General features: G+C 68.8%; 13 protein-coding genes, 1 tRNA gene and 2 pseudogenes. 9 read left to right on the top strand and 7 right to left on the bottom strand.

Translation table 11 applies throughout. From position 1 onward, the window contains the following. Positions 1 to 28: 28 nt before the first annotated feature. Positions 29 to 781: a precorrin-6A synthase (deacetylating) gene (gene cobF / locus ACE1OC_RS07015; protein ID WP_250741975.1), complete on the bottom strand. Its 753-nt coding sequence runs from the start codon at positions 779 to 781 to the stop codon at positions 29 to 31. 18 nt (positions 782 to 799) lie between these two features. Here cobF and ACE1OC_RS07010 point away from each other — a divergent pair, with 18 nt between their 5' ends. Genes ACE1OC_RS07010 through ACE1OC_RS06995 form a run of 4 tightly spaced genes read left to right on the top strand, consistent with a single transcriptional unit; the run spans position 800 to position 4,107 of the window. Then, positions 800 to 1,555 carry a (Fe-S)-binding protein gene (locus ACE1OC_RS07010; RefSeq protein WP_407836250.1) on the top strand — a complete coding sequence of 252 codons (756 nt, stop codon included), beginning with the start codon at positions 800 to 802 and terminating at the stop codon, positions 1,553 to 1,555. Continuing rightward, a complete protein-coding gene (locus ACE1OC_RS07005) occupies positions 1,552 to 3,084 on the top strand; it encodes a lactate utilization protein B (RefSeq protein ID WP_407836249.1) in 1,533 nt (510 codons plus the stop codon). The genes ACE1OC_RS07010 and ACE1OC_RS07005 overlap by 4 nt, the downstream gene beginning before the upstream one ends. Beyond that, positions 3,081 to 3,713: a LutC/YkgG family protein gene (locus tag ACE1OC_RS07000; protein ID WP_407836248.1), complete on the top strand. Its 633-nt coding sequence runs from the start codon at positions 3,081 to 3,083 to the stop codon at positions 3,711 to 3,713. The genes ACE1OC_RS07005 and ACE1OC_RS07000 overlap by 4 nt, the downstream gene beginning before the upstream one ends. Positions 3,714 to 3,717: 4 nt before the next feature. Next, positions 3,718 to 4,107, top strand: coding sequence for a VOC family protein (locus tag ACE1OC_RS06995; protein ID WP_250741971.1), 390 nt, complete (start codon positions 3,718 to 3,720; stop codon positions 4,105 to 4,107). A 75-nt stretch (positions 4,108 to 4,182) separates the two neighbouring features. Here the strand turns inward: ACE1OC_RS06995 and ACE1OC_RS06990 are convergent, their stop codons facing one another. Continuing rightward, positions 4,183 to 4,710, bottom strand: a complete 528-nt coding sequence (locus tag ACE1OC_RS06990) for a DUF309 domain-containing protein (RefSeq protein ID WP_407836247.1) — start codon at positions 4,708 to 4,710, stop codon at positions 4,183 to 4,185. A 118-nt stretch (positions 4,711 to 4,828) separates the two neighbouring features. On the opposite strand from ACE1OC_RS06990, the gene ACE1OC_RS06985 reads away from it, so the two are divergent. Next, positions 4,829 to 4,902 (top strand) — tRNA-Pro (locus ACE1OC_RS06985). A 108-nt stretch (positions 4,903 to 5,010) separates the two neighbouring features. Here the strand turns inward: ACE1OC_RS06985 and ACE1OC_RS06980 are convergent. Both ACE1OC_RS06980 and ACE1OC_RS06975 read right to left on the bottom strand, forming a co-directional pair. Next, a complete protein-coding gene (locus tag ACE1OC_RS06980) occupies positions 5,011 to 6,246 on the bottom strand; it encodes a tyrosine-type recombinase/integrase (RefSeq protein ID WP_407836246.1) in 1,236 nt (411 codons plus the stop codon). 1 nt (position 6,247) lies between these two features. Next, positions 6,248 to 6,562 (bottom strand): helix-turn-helix transcriptional regulator, encoded by a 315-nt coding sequence (locus ACE1OC_RS06975; RefSeq protein WP_407836245.1) that lies wholly within the window; start codon positions 6,560 to 6,562, stop codon positions 6,248 to 6,250. Positions 6,563 to 7,536: 974 nt separating this feature from the next. Here ACE1OC_RS06975 and ACE1OC_RS06970 point away from each other — a divergent pair. From ACE1OC_RS06970 to ACE1OC_RS06960, 3 genes are read left to right on the top strand one after another with little or no spacing between them, the layout of a single operon-like run. After that, positions 7,537 to 8,892 carry a dsDNA nuclease domain-containing protein gene (locus ACE1OC_RS06970; RefSeq protein ID WP_407836244.1) on the top strand — a complete coding sequence of 452 codons (1,356 nt, stop codon included), beginning with the start codon at positions 7,537 to 7,539 and terminating at the stop codon, positions 8,890 to 8,892. Further along, on the top strand, positions 8,889 to 9,461 hold the full coding sequence (locus tag ACE1OC_RS06965) for a hypothetical protein (protein ID WP_407836243.1): 573 nt from the start codon (positions 8,889 to 8,891) through the stop codon (positions 9,459 to 9,461). Before ACE1OC_RS06970 ends, ACE1OC_RS06965 begins: the two co-directional genes overlap by 4 nt. A 1-nt stretch (position 9,462) precedes the next feature. Next, positions 9,463 to 11,397, top strand: coding sequence for a hypothetical protein (locus tag ACE1OC_RS06960; protein ID WP_407836242.1), 1,935 nt, complete (start codon positions 9,463 to 9,465; stop codon positions 11,395 to 11,397). A gap of 62 nt (positions 11,398 to 11,459) precedes the next feature. On the opposite strand, the pseudogene ACE1OC_RS06955 reads toward ACE1OC_RS06960, so the two are convergent. The 3 genes and pseudogenes from ACE1OC_RS06955 to ACE1OC_RS06945 form a co-directional block, all read right to left on the bottom strand. Continuing rightward, a pseudogene (locus ACE1OC_RS06955) lies at positions 11,460 to 11,705 on the bottom strand (NAD(P)/FAD-dependent oxidoreductase); the annotation flags it as partial. Positions 11,706 to 11,764: 59 nt separating this feature from the next. Continuing rightward, positions 11,765 to 12,979 (bottom strand): IS110 family transposase, encoded by a 1,215-nt coding sequence (locus tag ACE1OC_RS06950; protein ID WP_407836241.1) that lies wholly within the window; start codon positions 12,977 to 12,979, stop codon positions 11,765 to 11,767. 244 nt (positions 12,980 to 13,223) lie between these two features. Then, a pseudogene (locus tag ACE1OC_RS06945) lies at positions 13,224 to 13,550 on the bottom strand (NAD(P)/FAD-dependent oxidoreductase); the annotation flags it as partial. Between the two features lie 235 nt (positions 13,551 to 13,785). Here ACE1OC_RS06945 and ACE1OC_RS06940 point away from each other — a divergent pair. Beyond that, the gene (locus tag ACE1OC_RS06940) at positions 13,786 to 15,666 is read left to right on the top strand and encodes a copper resistance CopC/CopD family protein (protein WP_407836240.1); all 1,881 of its coding nucleotides are present in this window, start codon (positions 13,786 to 13,788) and stop codon (positions 15,664 to 15,666) included. The last annotated feature ends 20 nt before the right edge of the window (positions 15,667 to 15,686 follow it).

Here is a 15,686-nt window from a genome sequence, read left to right as displayed (position 1 = left end):
CGATCGGCGCAGGGCGAGGACGCGGTCCCTAGTCGCGCCGGAGCAGGTACGTGTCCATGATCCAGCCCTTGCGGGCGCGGGCCTCGGTGCGCAGTTCCTCGATCCGGCCGGCGACCTCCGCCAGCTTTCCCGAGACCAGGATCTCGTCGGGGGTACCGACGTACGCACCCCAGTAGATGTACAGGTCCTGGTCGAGGTGGGCGGTGAAGGCGTGCCGGGCGTCCAGCATCACCACCACGTCGTCCACGTCGGCCGGCCAGCCCTCCGCGAGCCGGCGCCCGGTGGTGATCTGGACCGGGCGGCCCACCCGGTTGAGGGTGGTGCGGTGGCGGGCCAGCAGCGAGGAGATGCTGCTGATGCCCGGCACCACCTCGTGCTCGAAGGCGACCCGGCCCTTCTCCAGCACCTCGTCGAGGATCGCGAGCGTGGAGTCGTAGAGCGAGGGATCGCCCCACACCAGGAACGCGCCCGTCTCGCCCTCCGCGAGGTCCTCGGCGATGAACCGCTCGAAGAGCTCGGCCCGCGCACTGCGCCAGCCGTCCACCGTGGGGGTGTAGTCGGAGGGCGTCCGGTCGCGATCGGGATCGCGGCCCTCCACCAGCCGGTGTCCGGGGCGGGCGTGCGCGTCGAGCATCGCGCGCCGCAGCCCGGTCAGATCCGCCTTCTCCTCGCCCTTCTCCAGGATGAGGAATGCGTCCGCCGCGCCGATCGCCCTGACCGCCTGGAGGGTCAGGTGGTCCGGGTCGCCCGCGCCTATGCCGATCACTGAGAACTTCTTCACCGGGCTATTCTGCCCGTCATGCGCGTCGCCCTGTTCGTCACCTGCGTCAACGACGCGCTGTACCCGCGCACGGGCATCGCCGTCGTCCGCCTCCTGGAGCGGCTCGGGGTCACCGTGGACTTCCCCGCCGCGCAGAGCTGCTGCGGTCAGCCGCAGTACAACACCGGCTACCGGCGCGAGGCCGAACCGCTGGTCCGGCGTACCGCCGAGGCCTTCGCCGGGTACGAGTACGTGGTCACCCCGTCCGGTTCCTGCGCGGCCATGGTCCGCTCCCACTACCCCCGGATCGGGCGCGCCGCCGAGGCCGAGGGCCGGGGCCCGGCCCTGGCCGCGCTGGCCGAGGACCTCGTACCGCGCGTGTACGAGCTCACCGAGTTCCTGGTCGACGTCCTCGGGGTCACGGACGTCGGCGCGTACTTCCCGCACACCGTCACCTACCACCCCTCCTGCCACGGCCTGCGGGGCCTCGGGCTCGGAGACCGGCCCCGGCGGCTGCTGGCCGCCGTACGCGGTCTGGAGCTGCGCGAACTGCCCGGAGCCGAGGAGTGCTGCGGCTTCGGCGGGACCTTCGCCGTCAAGAACCCGGACGTATCGGCCGCGATGGGCACCGACAAGACCGACCACGCGCTGTCCACGGGCGCCGAGGTGCTCTGCGGGGCCGACAACTCCTGCCTCGCCCACCTGGACGGCATCCTGCGCCGCAGGGGCGCCCCGCTGCGGGCCCTGCACCTCGCCGAGATCCTGGCCTCGACGGAAGAGGAGCCACTCGTATGACGGGCACCTTCGTGGGCATGCCGGCCTTCCCCGACGCGGCCCGCGAGGCCGTACGGGACGAGGTGCTGCGGGCCAACCTCCGCCACGCCACGCACACGATCCGCGACAAGCGGGCGCGGGCCGTCGCCGAACTGGAGGACTGGGACCGGCTGCGCGCCGCCGGCAAGGCGGTCAAGGACCACACGCTGGCGCACCTCGACCGGTACCTGCTCCAACTGGAGGCCGCCGTCACCGCCGCGGGCGGCACCGTCCACTGGGCGGCCGACGCCGACGAGGCCAACCGCATCGTGACGGAACTGGTCCGGGCCACCGGGGAACGGGAAGTCGTCAAGGTCAAGTCCATGGCCACCCAGGAGATCGGCCTGAACGAGGCGTTGGAGGCGGCCGGGATCGCCGCGTACGAGACCGACCTCGCCGAGCTCATCGTCCAGCTCGGCCACGACCGGCCCTCCCACATCCTGGTCCCGGCCATCCACCGCAACCGCGGCGAGATCCGCGACGTCTTCGCCGCGGAGATGGGCGGCTGGGGCCGTCCGGCCCCCGAGGGGCTGGGCGACGACCCGCGCGAGCTCGCCGAAGCCGCCCGGCTGCACCTGCGCGAGAAGTTCCTGCGGGCCAAAGTCGCCGTGTCCGGCGCCAACTTCATGGTCGCCGAGACCGGCACCCTGGTCGTCTTCGAGTCCGAGGGGAACGGCCGGATGTGCCTGACCCTGCCCGAGACCCTGATCTCGGTGGTCGGCATCGAGAAGGTGATCCCGACCTTCCGCGACCTGGAGATCTTCCTCCAGACGCTGCCCCGCTCGTCGACCGCCGAGCGGATGAACCCGTACACGACCATGTGGACCGGCACCGTGGACGGCGACGGCCCCTCCGTGTTCCACCTCGTCCTCCTCGACAACGGCCGCACCGACACCCTCGCCGACGAGGTGGGCCGCCAGGCCCTGCGCTGCATCCGCTGCTCGGCCTGCCTCAACGTCTGCCCGGTGTACGAGCGCGCGGGCGGCCACGCCTACGGCTCGGTCTACCCCGGCCCGATCGGCGCCATCCTCAGCCCCCAGCTCCGCGGCACCGGGAGCGAGATCGACGCCACCCTGCCCTACGCCTCCACCCTGTGCGGGGCCTGCTACGAGGTCTGCCCGGTCGCCATCGACATCCCGGAGGTCCTGGTCCACCTGCGCGAACGCGTGGTCCAGGGCGGCCCGGTGACCCGCGAGGGCATCCGTGTCCGCATCCGCCCGGCCGACGGCCACACCGCCGAACGGGCCGCCATGCGGGCCGCCAGACTCCTCCTCGACCGCCCGGGCGCGCTGCGCGCGGGGGAGCGGCTGCTGGCCCGGGCCCGGCGGCTGCGCCCGCGCCGGCTGCCGGGCCCGGGGCGGGCCTGGACGGACAGCAGGGAGCTGCCGGAGCTCCCGGAGGGCTCGTTCCGCGACTGGTGGGCGGAGCGCGAGAAGGCGGAGCGCGAGAAGGCGGCACGAGAGCAGGCGGCACGAGAGCAGGCGGCACGCGAGAAGGGGGCACGCCCATGAGCGCCAAGGAGCAGATCCTGGCCCGCATCCGGCGGGCCCTGCCGGAGCCGCGCCCGGACACCGCCGTTCCCCGGGACTACCTCCAGGTCCACGGTGCCCGCACTCCGGCCGAGACCGTCGACCTGCTCGCCGAGAACCTCGCGGAGTACCGGGCCAAGGTCCACCGGGTCGACGAGGACGGCATCGCCGTGCTGCTGGCCCGTCTCCTCGCCGAACGGGGCGCGTCGTCGGTGCTCGTACCGCCCGGGCTGCCGCCGCACTGGCTCGCGGCGGCCGACCCGACCCGGATCCACGACCGCGCGGCCTCCACCCCGCACCAACTGGACGCGGTGGACAGCGTGGTGACGGGCTGCGCCCTGGCGATCGCCGAGACCGGCACGATCGTCCTCGACGGCGGCCCCGAGCAGGGGCGGCGCCGGATCACGCTCGTCCCGGACCACCACATCTGCGTGGTCCGGGTCCCCGCCCAGGTGGTGGACTCGGTCCCGCGGGCACTGCCTCTGCTGGACCCCACCAAGCCCCTGACCTGGATCTCCGGACCCTCCGCCACCAGCGACATCGAACTGGACCGGGTGGAGGGCGTGCACGGCCCCCGGACCCTGGAGGTGGTCCTCCTCGGCGCACAATGAGGACATGTCCTCCCACCTCGCCCTCACCGCCCTCGTGGTCCACGACTACGACGAGGCCATCGACTTCTACACCCGCGCGCTCGGCTTCGACCTCGCCGAGGACACCCCGCGCCCGGACGGCTCGCGCTGGGTCGTGGTGCGCCCGCCCGGCGCCACGGAATCCGCCCTCCTGCTGGCCCGCGCCAAGGACGACGCCCAGCGTTCCCGCGTCGGCGACCAGACGGGCGGCCGGGTCGGCTTCTTCCTCTACACCGACGACTTCGCCGCCGACCACGCCCGGATGACCGCCGAGGGCGTCCGCTTCCTGGAGGAGCCGCGCCACGAGGCGTACGGCTCGGTCGCGGTCTTCCAGGACCTCTACGGCAACCGCTGGGACCTCCTCCAGCCGGCGTAGCCCCGGCCGGGGCGTCGGACCGGGACCACCCGCAGGGGCCGCCGTGCCGCCGGGGCCGGGTCCGCCGCCCCGCGCTCAGGCGGGGCCGGGTCCGCCCGTGAGGCGCGGGGCCTCGGCCGCCGCATCGACGACTGCGCCGGCCTCCACCCGCTCCGCCAGCTCCCGGGCCCACCGCACCAGCCCGACCAGGTCCATCCCGTACGGGGTCCCGGGCGCGGCCCCGGCCCCGGGAGCGCCCGCATCGCCGGCTCCGTCCAGCCCGGCCAGGGCCTCGGCTCCGCGGCGCAGCAGCCGGGCCCCGCCCACCGCGTTCCCGCGCGCCGAGTGCGTCAGCCCCACCGCCAGCTGCGCCAGCGCCCGCCACAGCGGCGCCTCGGCCGCGGGCCCCGACTTCCAGGCGTCCTCGAACACCTCGTGGGCGTGGAAGGGCATCCCGGCGTCCAGCAGCCGCTGCGCCTGCTCCACCGTCTCCCCGGGCGACCGCACCACTCCCTCGGGCTGCCGCTCCACCCCTTGGGCCCCGTAGGGCAGCGGCCGTCCCAGCCCGTCCCGGGGCCGAGCGTTCCGCGCCCGCCCCTCATCGTCCCGATCCCGTGCGTTCACCCCTTCATCCTCCCTTCATCCCCCTCCTGCCGATAACCGGTGCATGGACACCCCTCGGTGTGGGGTAATGTTCTGCATGTGCCGCCGAGACGGGGGAAACCCCAGATCAGAAGCACATCGGGACGTGGCGCAGCTTGGTAGCGCACTTGACTGGGGGTCAAGGGGTCGCAGGTTCAAATCCTGTCGTCCCGACTTGAGGTTCGCCTCGTAGTCGCAGGTCAGGGGCCGTTTCAGAGCAATCTGAAACGGCCCCTTGATCGTTTTTGGGGACCAGTTGGGGACCAAGGCGCTCAGTTCGGGTCAGACGGCGGTAACGGCCGTGACTGGCAGCGAACGAGGTGCACGGAGCACCATGAGGTGCGCAGACAGCGCGGCACCAGCTGCCGTGATCTGGCCGGCGTCGGGGTGCAGGTAGCGCTGAGTGGTGGTCAGCGAGCCGTGTCCGGCGATCTTGCGCAGGACATGGAGTGGGACGCCTGCGTCGGCGAACCAGGTCAGCCCGGTGTGGCGCAGGTCGTGTCGTCGAAGGTGCTCGAAACCGAGCTCTGTGACGACGTTGTCCCAGTGGGTGGCGTCGCGCAGGACGGCGGTGGAGATGCGTCCGCCGCGGGGGCCGAAGAAGATCCGGGCGTCTGGGCTGTTGCCGGCGGCGAGCAGGCGTTGGGCCACCATCGGCCGTACCTCTTCGATGAGGGGTACCTTGCGGGCGCGCTTTCCCTTGGTGGCCTTGTCGACGAGCCCGCCTCGGGCGGGGGTGGTCTGCCGTCGTACGGTCCAGATCCAGTTATCGGTGTCGATGTCCTTGACGCGGACTCCGGAGACCTCACCGATGCGGGCTGCCGTGGACGCGGCGAAAGTGACCACGTCGCCCCAGCCCTGGTACTGGCCGTATGAGCGAGCGACCAGGGCCTTGGCGAGGGCCTGGAGGGTCTCCCAGTCGGGCAAGGCGAGCGCACGCGGGTCGTTCAGTTCGTCCTCGACCTGCTGGTACTGGCGCTGCCAGCCGCTGACTCGCGCGGGGTTGACCTTGATGAGCCCGTCTCGAACGGCCTGCTCCATGACGCGAACGAGGACGGCGATGGTGTTCTTCACGGTGGAGCGGCTGTACTCGTCAGCGATCCACCGGTAGACGGTGCGGTCCACTGCACCGTTGGTGATCATCCGAACCGGTAGATGCCCGAGGGAGGGCACTACGCGCAGACGCCAACCGGCCATATAGGGGTCGAGCGTCTTGAGCTCCAGCCCTCGAAGCGCGAGGTTCATGTTCGCGGTGCCGTAGTCGGCCAACGGCATGGTGGCAAGCGACGGGTTGATGCCGGCCTGGGCGGCCTCGACCAGGGCCGAGATCCACTCCTGGGCCTCGTCCTCGGTCTCCTTGGCCTCGGAGATGGACTTGCGGGACTTTGTCGCGGGGTCCCACCAGCGCACCCGAGCTCGGTAGGGCGAAGGCCGGTTGGGCCGGTATTCGACATCAGCGGTGAGGCGGACGCCAACCGGCACGGCCTCGATGGCGGAAGCAGGTGTCGCTATCGCCATGTCAGGCCGCCTGTGAGGGATCGACGCGGCGACTGCGCAGCCAGTGTTCGACGTCAATCGCGCTGTACAGCGTGACGCGATCGGACACATGGACGAACGGCGGCCCTTGCAGAGGTCGGGCAGTGCGCCAGCGACGGAGCGTGGAGGGATCGACGTTCAAGAGGCCCGCGAGTTCATCGGTCGTTAGCCACTTTCCGGTGACCAGGTCGGGGGAAACGTTTCGTCCGCTCTTCGCGGATTCCTGGGATGACATGAGGTCCTTGCGATGGCGCAGAACGCCGATCGGGCGAGTCGGTGCAAGAAGCAGGTTGGTCACGCTCCCCTGGGCGGAGGAATGGTGGGACGACGACCATAGAGGGAACGTTTGAAAAGTCCAGCGAAAAGCCACCGGATTCGCACACGGAGAACAACTCCCGCGGCGGTGCGGCTGGCTTAGGGTCCATCCGAGGTGCCGGTTGCTCTCGAGGGGCTGTGGCTCACTGAGTGATCACTGCGCCCGACCGGACCTTTCCGCCCTGAGGTGGAAGGCATCCCGTTCGGGCTGTGGCGTGGTGTTGGCTTGCTGGAAACGGTCTTGGGCACTGTGGCGCTCCGGCAACAGAGCGGGGTTAGGGATTTCGAGATCGAAGCTGTGCCATCGGACGGCAAATACCTTTCCACTAGGGGGGAGTGGTGCGGTGGAGCTTCGATAATCCATGCGATCCCCGGTTTCCGAAACCGGGGATTCCCAGCTATATTCCACCGTGGCTCGGCAGCAAAGTCGGGCAAATTGACCAACCGTCAGTATTGGGTGTTGGCCGCAGGCTGATGGGTGGCGCGGATCAGTTCGTGCTCCGGCTGAATTGCCGCCCGGCAGGTTCTTCGCCTCCTGGGGGTACACCTGCACCCACGCTGACGTGGAAAAACGACAGTTGGCGCGGCCCTCTGGCGGGGCCTAGTCCGGAAATGGTCCGGATCTTGGTGCGGCGGCGCCCACCCGGGTCGCGTCTCGGCTGCATTGGGAGTGATCGGGGGCGAACGGGACCGGACGAGTCAGGTGGGAGGGCTGCCCTGGCACCGGCCATGCAGGATCGACGCGCGGTCGCGAGCCTGTGGGCTGCTCCAGGGGCAGGGGGAGTCCCAGTCCTGTGCGCCGCCGTCGACCGAGGCGAAGCGGACCTCACGTCTTCCGCGGCATCGAATGTGATCGACCGGTTACGGAGTGCATGGGTGCTGTGGTAATTGTGGTGATCTTCCGCTGTCGGCCCTGGGGGCGTAGCTCCAGCGGCGGGGGTGGGGGGTGCGTGCGCAGTGGCAGTCGAGGCTGAGGCGGCAGAGGACGCAGAGTCCGATGAAGGGTTCGTGCACCCGGTCTTCCGCGTGGCACCTCAGGAGGACAGCGGGTCGGACACCCTGGGCAACTACCGGTATCAGGCAGAGGTCGCCGCCCAAATATGCGTGGCGCTGCTGACACAGGAGTCTGTCGAATCGGTGGTCTGCGAGTGGCACGAGGATTTCGTGGTCTCGTACGCCGGCGGTTCGGTCGAACTCGTATCAGTGAAGCACCGCGGCAAGCGACGGAACCCCTGGAACGTGGCGGATCTGTGCAAGGACGGAGGGCTAGCGCACCTCTTCGACCGATGGCGCGCGTGCGACGGCCTGAGCAACGTCCGGCTTCGTCTTGCCACGAACGCCGGCCTCACGACAGGCAAGGGGGGCGCTACCACCCTGAAAGCGATGTGTGGGCCCGACCCGCGTATCACTTCTGGGGTAGACGACATGGCCAGCGCCGTCGCCCAGTACCTCTTGAAAGTTCGATGGAAGCAGCCCTACGCCACCATCCCCGAAGTCCCCCAGGTCTCGCGGCTCGCCGACATCGCCATCCCGGACGGTTTCACCGACTTGGTGAAGGTCTTCTTCGCCGCGCTGCACATCGACGATGAACTGCCGTCCCGCCGGCACATCACTGACGTCAATCTCCAGAGTCTCCTCATTCCTGCGATCGCGACCCTGCAGCGGGAACACGTGGATGTCGAGGCCACCTATCGCGCGCTGATCGAGCGAATCGAGCAGTCGAACCGCGACGAGAGCGATCGCGGACAGCTCGCCGTCTATATCGCCGACCCCACGAGGGTCCTGCACAGCGTGCAGATCCAGCAGCGCATCGCGAGGCGCCGGCTGACCAAGGCCACGGTCCTCGACACGTTCGTCTCCAGCCGTTCCATAGTGCCCACCTTCGCCCGCGGCCAGCTGCCGATCGTCGCTCCGGGTGGGGGCAACCTGCGCAAGAAGATGGCCCGCGGGCGAATTCCGGCGGATGAGGCTGCCCACGCCGAGCGCCTTCGATCAGCCTGGTATGTCGCCTGGTCCCAAAACCGGTCGGGATTGGCGGGGGACACCACGGAGCTGGCCAATGTGAGCTACGAGGTCTTGGACACCGTCTTCGCCTGCCGCGAGCAGGCCGAAGAGGAAACTTCCGACGGCTCAGCCTACGGGCGCCGCATGAACCAGCTGATGACGAGGCTCCTGACACCAGACCTACCTGGTGCCGGGCTTCCGTTTCCCGTCAACGGGCGTCATCTGCGGGGCTTGGCCTACCAGCTCTGTGACGACTGCGACTTCTACTTCTCCGACGTGTTCGACCCCTCTGAGGAGGAGGCGTCGTGACAAGCGCAGGCGATCGTCTGGTGGCGACCACGCGCCTGAGGGACCGGGCCCGTCGACAGGAGCAGCATGAGGCGCATTATCACGAGGCCCGCGTGCTGCTGCTGATCGACCGCTTCACCGGAGCGAAAAAGGGTCTGGACGGTCTGACCAAACTTGCCAAGCTCGACTTCCTACTGCGCTACCCGGCCATGCTGGAGCGCCTCCTGGCCGAGGACGGGATTCCGTGGCCCGACGGAGCACAACCCACCTCCGCTGAACGCCTATCCGTTGAGAGCCGCATGACCCGCTACAAGTACGGGCCCTGGGACCACCGCTACTACACCGTCCTGGGATCCCTGGCTGCCCGCGACCTGATCACCTACAGCGGGACTGACCGGGCCGAGTTTCGCATCACAGCGTCCGGCGCGGTCGCCGCGGCAATGCTGGCAGAGACGGATGAGTGGGCCGTGGTGGCGAAACGCGTCACTCTCCTCAAGAAGCATTTCAACAAGTCAGGTACGACGTTGAAGACCCTCATCTACGACCGTCTGCCGGACGCGGTCGACAGGCCCTGGCGGATGGAGATCTGAAATGGCAGTCCACCTTCGCTTCCGTTCCCTCACCGTCACCACCGCCGACGCCGAGAAGACCTACCGCTTCGACGGGCCGGCCACCGTCGTTAGCGGTCCCAGCGGCACCGGCAAGTCCAGTCTCCTGATGCTGCTCAAGCATGTGGTGGGTGGCAAAGCCGTACTGACCCCGGCCGTCCGCGACCACGTTATCTCTGCCCGTGCCGAGGTCTTCATCGGCGAGCAGCACGTGATTCTCAAGAGGACCGTGAACGACGCCCGCTCCGGCCAGGTCGATGTCCTGGATCCAGGGAGCCTGGCCACTCGCAATACCTACGCCGTACAAGCGGACGGCGACCTGCCACTCTTGTCGGACTACCTTCTGGCGGCCCTCGACTTCCCCCGCGAGACGATCCCCGCCAGCCGCGACGGCAAAGCAACCACGCGGGACCTCACGTTCACCGACCTCTTCGCCTACGTGTACCGGGAAGCCCGCAACATCGACCGCGAAGTCGTGGGACACCTCGACACCTGGTTCAGGACCAAACGCACCGCCCTCTTCAAGCTGATGTTCTCGCTCACCGATAGCACCGTGCTGGAACTCAGCCGGAAGCTGGGCGAACTCAAGGAGGAGCTCCGCAAGAAGACGGACGAGTATGAGAACGTCAAGAACTTCCTCGGCGCGACTGATCCCCGAACCGAGGACCAACTGCGGGCCGAGCTGACCAGTCTGCGGGACATGCTGCAACGAGCCGATGCAGCGCTGGCATCCCTGCGCCACGAACTGGAGGAGAGCACCGCAGCCGACGCCGTCCTTCGCCGAGACCTGCGTGCGGCATTGGACAGCGCCCGCGACGCCGAGCAGGACGTCCTTGCGGCACAAGAGCTCGTGGAGGCCCGTGCCGCGGTCGTCGCCCAGGTCGAGCTCGACATCTCCCGACTCGACCGCTCCAGCACCGCCATTGAGAAGCTGTCACCGTTCGACTTCGTTGTCTGCCCACGTTGCATGCAGCGCCTCAGCACCCGGCCCGTTCCCGAGGACCACTGCGTGGTCTGTCTGCAGGACGACCTGCACGACCAAGACGTCGATCCCGCCGCTATCGCGCAGACCCGAAGGAACCTTGACCTTCAGCTCCAGGACGCTCGAGCCGTACTCGAAGCCGATAGCGGTGTCCTGGAAGCCGCACAACAACGAGCCCAGCAAACGGACTTCCTCGCCCACAGTCTGCGACGTCAACTCGACGCACAGACCCGCGACCTCGTGGCACCCCGCTTCGACGCCATCGCAGACGCCAGTGCCCGCGCGGCCTCCCTCAGGGCAGCCATCGACTCCGTGACCCAGCTACGAGACTCCTGGACACGGGCACACGCGATCGCACGAGATGTCCGTGCCATCAAGGAGCAGAGAACCCGCGCAACCGCTGAAAAGAAGGCCCGCACAGCCGAACTCGCCGCGCGGCAAACCCTCGTGAGCGACCTTGGCCGAGACTTCAACATGATGATCTCGCAGCTGCGCCCGGCGCCGTGGATCCAGTCCGCGACCATCGACCCGTCGTCCTATCTGCCTGTAGTGGACAACGTCTCGTTCGAGAGTCTTCAGGCCGACGGCGGGGGAATCGTGACCTGCATCAACGTCGCGTACAGCCTCTCACTGCTGGAGTTCGGCATCACACACCCCGACGTCCGAGTGCCGTCGCTGCTGATCATCGACTCGCCTCGAAAGGCATCCGGGAGCAACCTGGACGACCAGGCCCGCGGGCACCGGACCTACCAGCGCTTTCAAACACTCGCCGAGGCCCACGCCTCTCAAGTCCAGCTGATCATCGCCGACAATGACTCGGCGCCCACCCCAGGCGCAGCTTTCGGCAAGATCGAACTTGACTACGACAATCCTCTCGTCCCAGGCGTAGCCCACCCCGGACCCGAGCACGCCCACCGTGCTGAGGACGAGTCTTGACCAGGCTGTTCGGACTGGGTGCGGTTCCGCGCTGGCCCCCACCTGGGATGGGGGCCCGTCAGTCAGGCGTCGGCCTGCGCCATGTCGACGTCCGCGCCGCTGTCGCTCAGGTCGGTGAAGCAGGGCTCGTCGCTGAGGGCCGCGGTGCAGCCCGAACCGGCTGCGGTGATGGCTTGGCGGTAGGTGTGGTCGACGACGTCGCCGGTGGCGAAGACGCCGGGGATGTTCGTGCGGGTCGAGGGTGAGGCGCCCTTGATGTAGCGCTCGTCGTCGAGGTCGACCTGTCCGGTGAAGAGTTCAGTGCGGGGGGGTGTCTCTATGTCCTTCGTCAAGGACGTGGTGCCGGGTATGAGGCTGTTTGGGATGGTCATGCGGCGAGGGTGATGGTGGGGACTCTGGACTCGTAGAAGGTGCCGTCGCGGAGCATGGCGAACAGGACGCTGATGCGTTGGCGGGCGAGTCGGAGGAGGGCCTGGGTGTGGGTTTTGCCGCGGGCTCTTTGCCGGTCGTAGTAGGCGCGTGAGGCCGGGTCAGCGTTCATGCAGGCGAAGGCGGAGAGGAACATGGCGCGTTTGAGCTGCCGGTTTCCGCCTCGTGGTGCGTGTTCGCCGTGGATCGAGGTCCCCGAGGATCTGGTCGTGGGGGCGAGACCGGCGTAGGAGGCGAGGTGGGCGGCGCTGGGAAAACTGGTGCCGTCGCCGACGGTGACCAGCAGGACGGCAGCGGTCCTGACTCCGACTCCCGGCATCGAGGTCAGGACCGGGTGAAGAGGGTGGGCCTCCAGCAGGGTGCTGATCTGGGCTTCGAGCGCCCGGCGCTGGTCGTGAACCGCTGCGAGCGAGGCGGCCAGGGACGGGATCACGATGTCGAGGGTGCCGGTTCCCGGGACCACGACGGTCTGCTCGTCCAGGGCGTCGAAGACCTCGTCGATCAGCCGGGCGGCCATGCGCGGGGCTTTCGGGCGGATGAGTTCGACGAGCCTGCGGCGGCCCGCTTTGCGCAGAGCGGCCGGAGATCCGTGGCGCTCGAGGAGCCAGGTGACGGCCGGGTGGTCCAGCCGGGGCCCAAGCACGCGCTCGAGGCTGGGGTGGAACTGCGTGAGCAGACCGCGTATTCGGTTGCTGGTGCGGGTGGCTTCGGCGGCGAGGTCTTGGTCGAAGCCGGTCAGCACCGTGAGCTCGGCGGTGATCTCGTCGGTCAGCTCCAGCGAACGCAGGACGTGCGGCATGGTGCGGGCGGCGTCCGCGATGACCGCCGCGTCCTTCGCGTCGGTTTTCGCCTCGCCCGGATACAGGTCGGCGATCCGCCGCATCGCGAGTCCGGGAAGGTAGGCGACCTCGCAGCCCGCGTCGCGGGCCACGGTCAGCGGCAGAGCGCCGATCGAGGCCGGTTGGTCCACGATCACCAGTACCGTGCCGAGCTTCGCGATCAGCTTGTCGAAGACGGCCCGCAGTTTCGGTTCGCTGTTGGGCATCGGCTTGTCGAAGACTTTCTTGCCCGCCGGCGTCAGCCCGTGGCCGTGGTGGGCGCTCTTGCCGACGTCCATACCCAGGAAGACGGCCACATCGCCGGTGTCTAACATCGCACCCCTCCAGGGTGGTTGGATCCTGCCGGCCTCGGCGGCGGCACCGTGCTCGCGCATCCACGTTATGCAGACCTGCCGCCCGCGAACTGTCCGGCATTGCGCCAGGCCGGGCGGTGGCCGGGTCTCTCATCAGCGTCTGTGACGGCACCCCACGGACCCGGCGACACCACCCCCCAGGTCATGCCTTCGACAGAGGGGACACAGTCATACCGGGCCCGGAGGCCAGCGGCCCCATTGCAGGACCGCGAAAAAGATAACGGGGGTGTCCGATGCCGATGAACAGGCCGGTGATGTCGAGGTCGCGGCGTTTGCCGGTGAAGGTGCCGCGTAGGACGACGCCGGAGAGTATGCCGTTCGTCTACTTGCTTTCGGTGATCTCGCTGTCGAAGGCGAAGGAGATCTTGTCGTCGGTGAACGCCCGGTTCTGCCTGACCTTGGAGGCGCGCAGGGTGGAGCGGCGGTGGACGGTGACCGATCGGGCGAAGCGAGTGAGGAAGGTGGCCTCTTCCATGGCGGTGTCGCCGCTGCCAACCACGACGATGTCGCGGTCGCGGAAGAAGAACCCGTCGCCAGATGGGACGGCCCGTGACCTCGCAGTCATACAGGGAAAGCGACCCGAGTTGCGCCCTGTGCGCTGTCTTTAGCCGAAGTTGCTAGAACAGCTCGGTCTCTTCGTCAGCAGCACTATCGTCCACAACTCTCCATCACCGAACGGATATCCGGGCGGTGGTGCCGCCGTTGACGACTGCCGCTCCGGAGGCCGTGCCTTCATGCCCAGTGGATCATCTCCTGCCAGGAGGCCATTGATCATCCTGGCGCTGGTTGCCGCCACGTTCGCACTGCTCCTCAACGGGGCCGGCTCGGCATCCGCACATGCCAGCCTGAGCAGCTCCGACCCTGGCGACGGCACCGTCCTCAGGACGGATCCCAAGCACGTCACGCTCACGTTCACCGAGTCGGTCAGCTTCGTCGAAGACTCACTCAGAGTGCTGTCGCCGGAGAACGAGCGGGTGAACCCCCGCCCCGCGCTGCATGTGGACGGCAAGGAGAGCACCGCTCGTGTGGAGCTGTCCGGCAGGCTGCCCCGAGGCACCTACACCGTGGCATGGCGCGTCGTCTCCGCCGACGGGCACCCGATCTCCGGCGCCTTCGTCTTCTCCATCGGCAAGCCGTCCGAGACCGCCGCCGTGGTAGCGGCCGGCTCACCGGACGACACGGCGGTCGGCCGCCTGTACGGCGTCTTCCGCTACATCGCCTACAGCGGTCTGGCTCTCCTCGTCGGGGCTGCCGCGTTCGTCCTGCTGTGCTGGACTACCGCGGGCACCGCGCGTCCGGTACGTATCCTGCTGGCAGCGGGGTGGGTGGCGCTGACGGCTTCCACAGTGGCCCTGTTCCTGTTGCGCGGCCCCTACGAGACTGTCGGCGCGGTGACTTCGGCGTTCGATCCGGCTCAGCTGGGCCGGACCGCCAGGGGGAAGTCCGGCGGCGCCCTCATCGCACGGCTCGTGCTCCTGGCGGCCACCGCGGTGTACCTCCAGCGGCTGGCCCCGCAGCGCGCCGCTGTCGATGACGGATCGTCGCGGGAGCTGGGGGCCTGCGTGCGCGTGGCCGGCGTGCTGTTCGCCGTGGCCCTGGCGGTCACGTGGGCCGCGGCCGAACACGCCTCCGCGGGTCCCCAGGTGGCACTGGCCATGCCGGTCGCCGTGCTGCACTTGTTGGCCATGGGGGTCTGGCTGGGCGGTCTGCTCACGCTGATGCTCCTCCTGCGGCACCGAGGACCCGGCAGCCGGGACATCCCGGCGTCCGCGATCGGCCGCTTCTCGGCGCTGGCCTTCCGCGCCGTCGTAGTTCTGGTCGGTACGGGGATGTACCAGTCCTGGCGGCAAGTCGGCTCCTGGGAAGCGCTGTTCGCTACGGCGTACGGCAAGATCCTCGTCGTGAAGGTCGCCGCCGTGATCCTGGTGCTGTGGATGGCCTCCTTCTCCCGCCGCTGGACCGCCCGACTCGTCCACGAGGCGTCACTGCCGGCCACGGAGACGCTGATGGCGTCCGCCCCCGATCTGGTGCCGGTCGCCCAAACGGTCGGCGCACCCGTTTCCTCAGTGGGACGCCACCTCGACCGCGTGTCCGCTGTGCCAGCCGGGGAAGGGGCGAGCAACGAAACCGAGCCATCAGTTCTTGAGGCCGACAGGTACCGGCGGAGCCTGCGTCGCATGGTCGCCGCCGAAGCCGTACTCGGTGTCCTGGTCCTGGCGATCACCACCCTGCTCACTGGTACGCAGCCCAGCCGCGCCGCCGACGAGAGGGTCTCGAAGGCGTCCGTCGAGGAACCTCGGGTGAAGGTGGTCACGGTCCCCTTCGACATGGGCAAGACCAATCACCGCGGCACAGTGCAGATCACGTTGGCGCCGGGGCAGGTCGGCGAGAACACGGTCGAAGCCGTCGTCTTCACCGCGGACGGCGGCCTCGCCGCAGTCCCGGAACTCCGCCTCACCCTCACCCAGGAGGACCTCAGGATCGGCCCGCTCGACGCCAAGCTCAAGAACCAGAAGGGGTACTGGGCCACCTATGACCTCCGGCTGCCCATGCCCGGTGAGTGGACCCTGAACATCACGGTGCGTACCACCGACATCGACCAGGTGACCGTGCGCGAGACCGTCCGCATCACGCCGGCATCGAGGTAGTGCCCCTCTGCCGGAAACAT

This window comes from Streptomyces stoeckheimensis (assembly GCF_045822005.1).
GTDB classification, from domain to species: domain Bacteria; phylum Actinomycetota; class Actinomycetes; order Streptomycetales; family Streptomycetaceae; genus Streptomyces; species Streptomyces stoeckheimensis.
The sequence above is the reverse complement of the archived record's forward strand: the minus strand, read 5'-3'. Positions and strand labels throughout refer to the sequence as shown.

Bases quoted from the DNA above. Each gene is read 5' to 3' on its own strand.
- ACE1OC_RS07010 (WP_407836250.1), top strand. From the start codon at position 800: ATGCGCGTCGCCCTGTTCGTCACCTGCGTCAACGACGCGCTGTACCCG.
- ACE1OC_RS07000 (WP_407836248.1), top strand. From the start codon at position 3,081: ATGAGCGCCAAGGAGCAGATCCTGGCCCGCATCCGGCGGGCCCTGCCG.
- ACE1OC_RS06950 (WP_407836241.1), bottom strand. From the start codon at position 12,979: ATGTTAGACACCGGCGATGTGGCCGTCTTCCTGGGTATGGACGTCGGC.
- ACE1OC_RS06960 (WP_407836242.1), top strand. From the start codon at position 9,463: ATGGCAGTCCACCTTCGCTTCCGTTCCCTCACCGTCACCACCGCCGAC.
- ACE1OC_RS06995 (WP_250741971.1), top strand. From the start codon at position 3,718: ATGTCCTCCCACCTCGCCCTCACCGCCCTCGTGGTCCACGACTACGAC.
- ACE1OC_RS06980 (WP_407836246.1), bottom strand. From the start codon at position 6,246: ATGGCGATAGCGACACCTGCTTCCGCCATCGAGGCCGTGCCGGTTGGC.
- ACE1OC_RS07005 (WP_407836249.1), top strand. From the start codon at position 1,552: ATGACGGGCACCTTCGTGGGCATGCCGGCCTTCCCCGACGCGGCCCGC.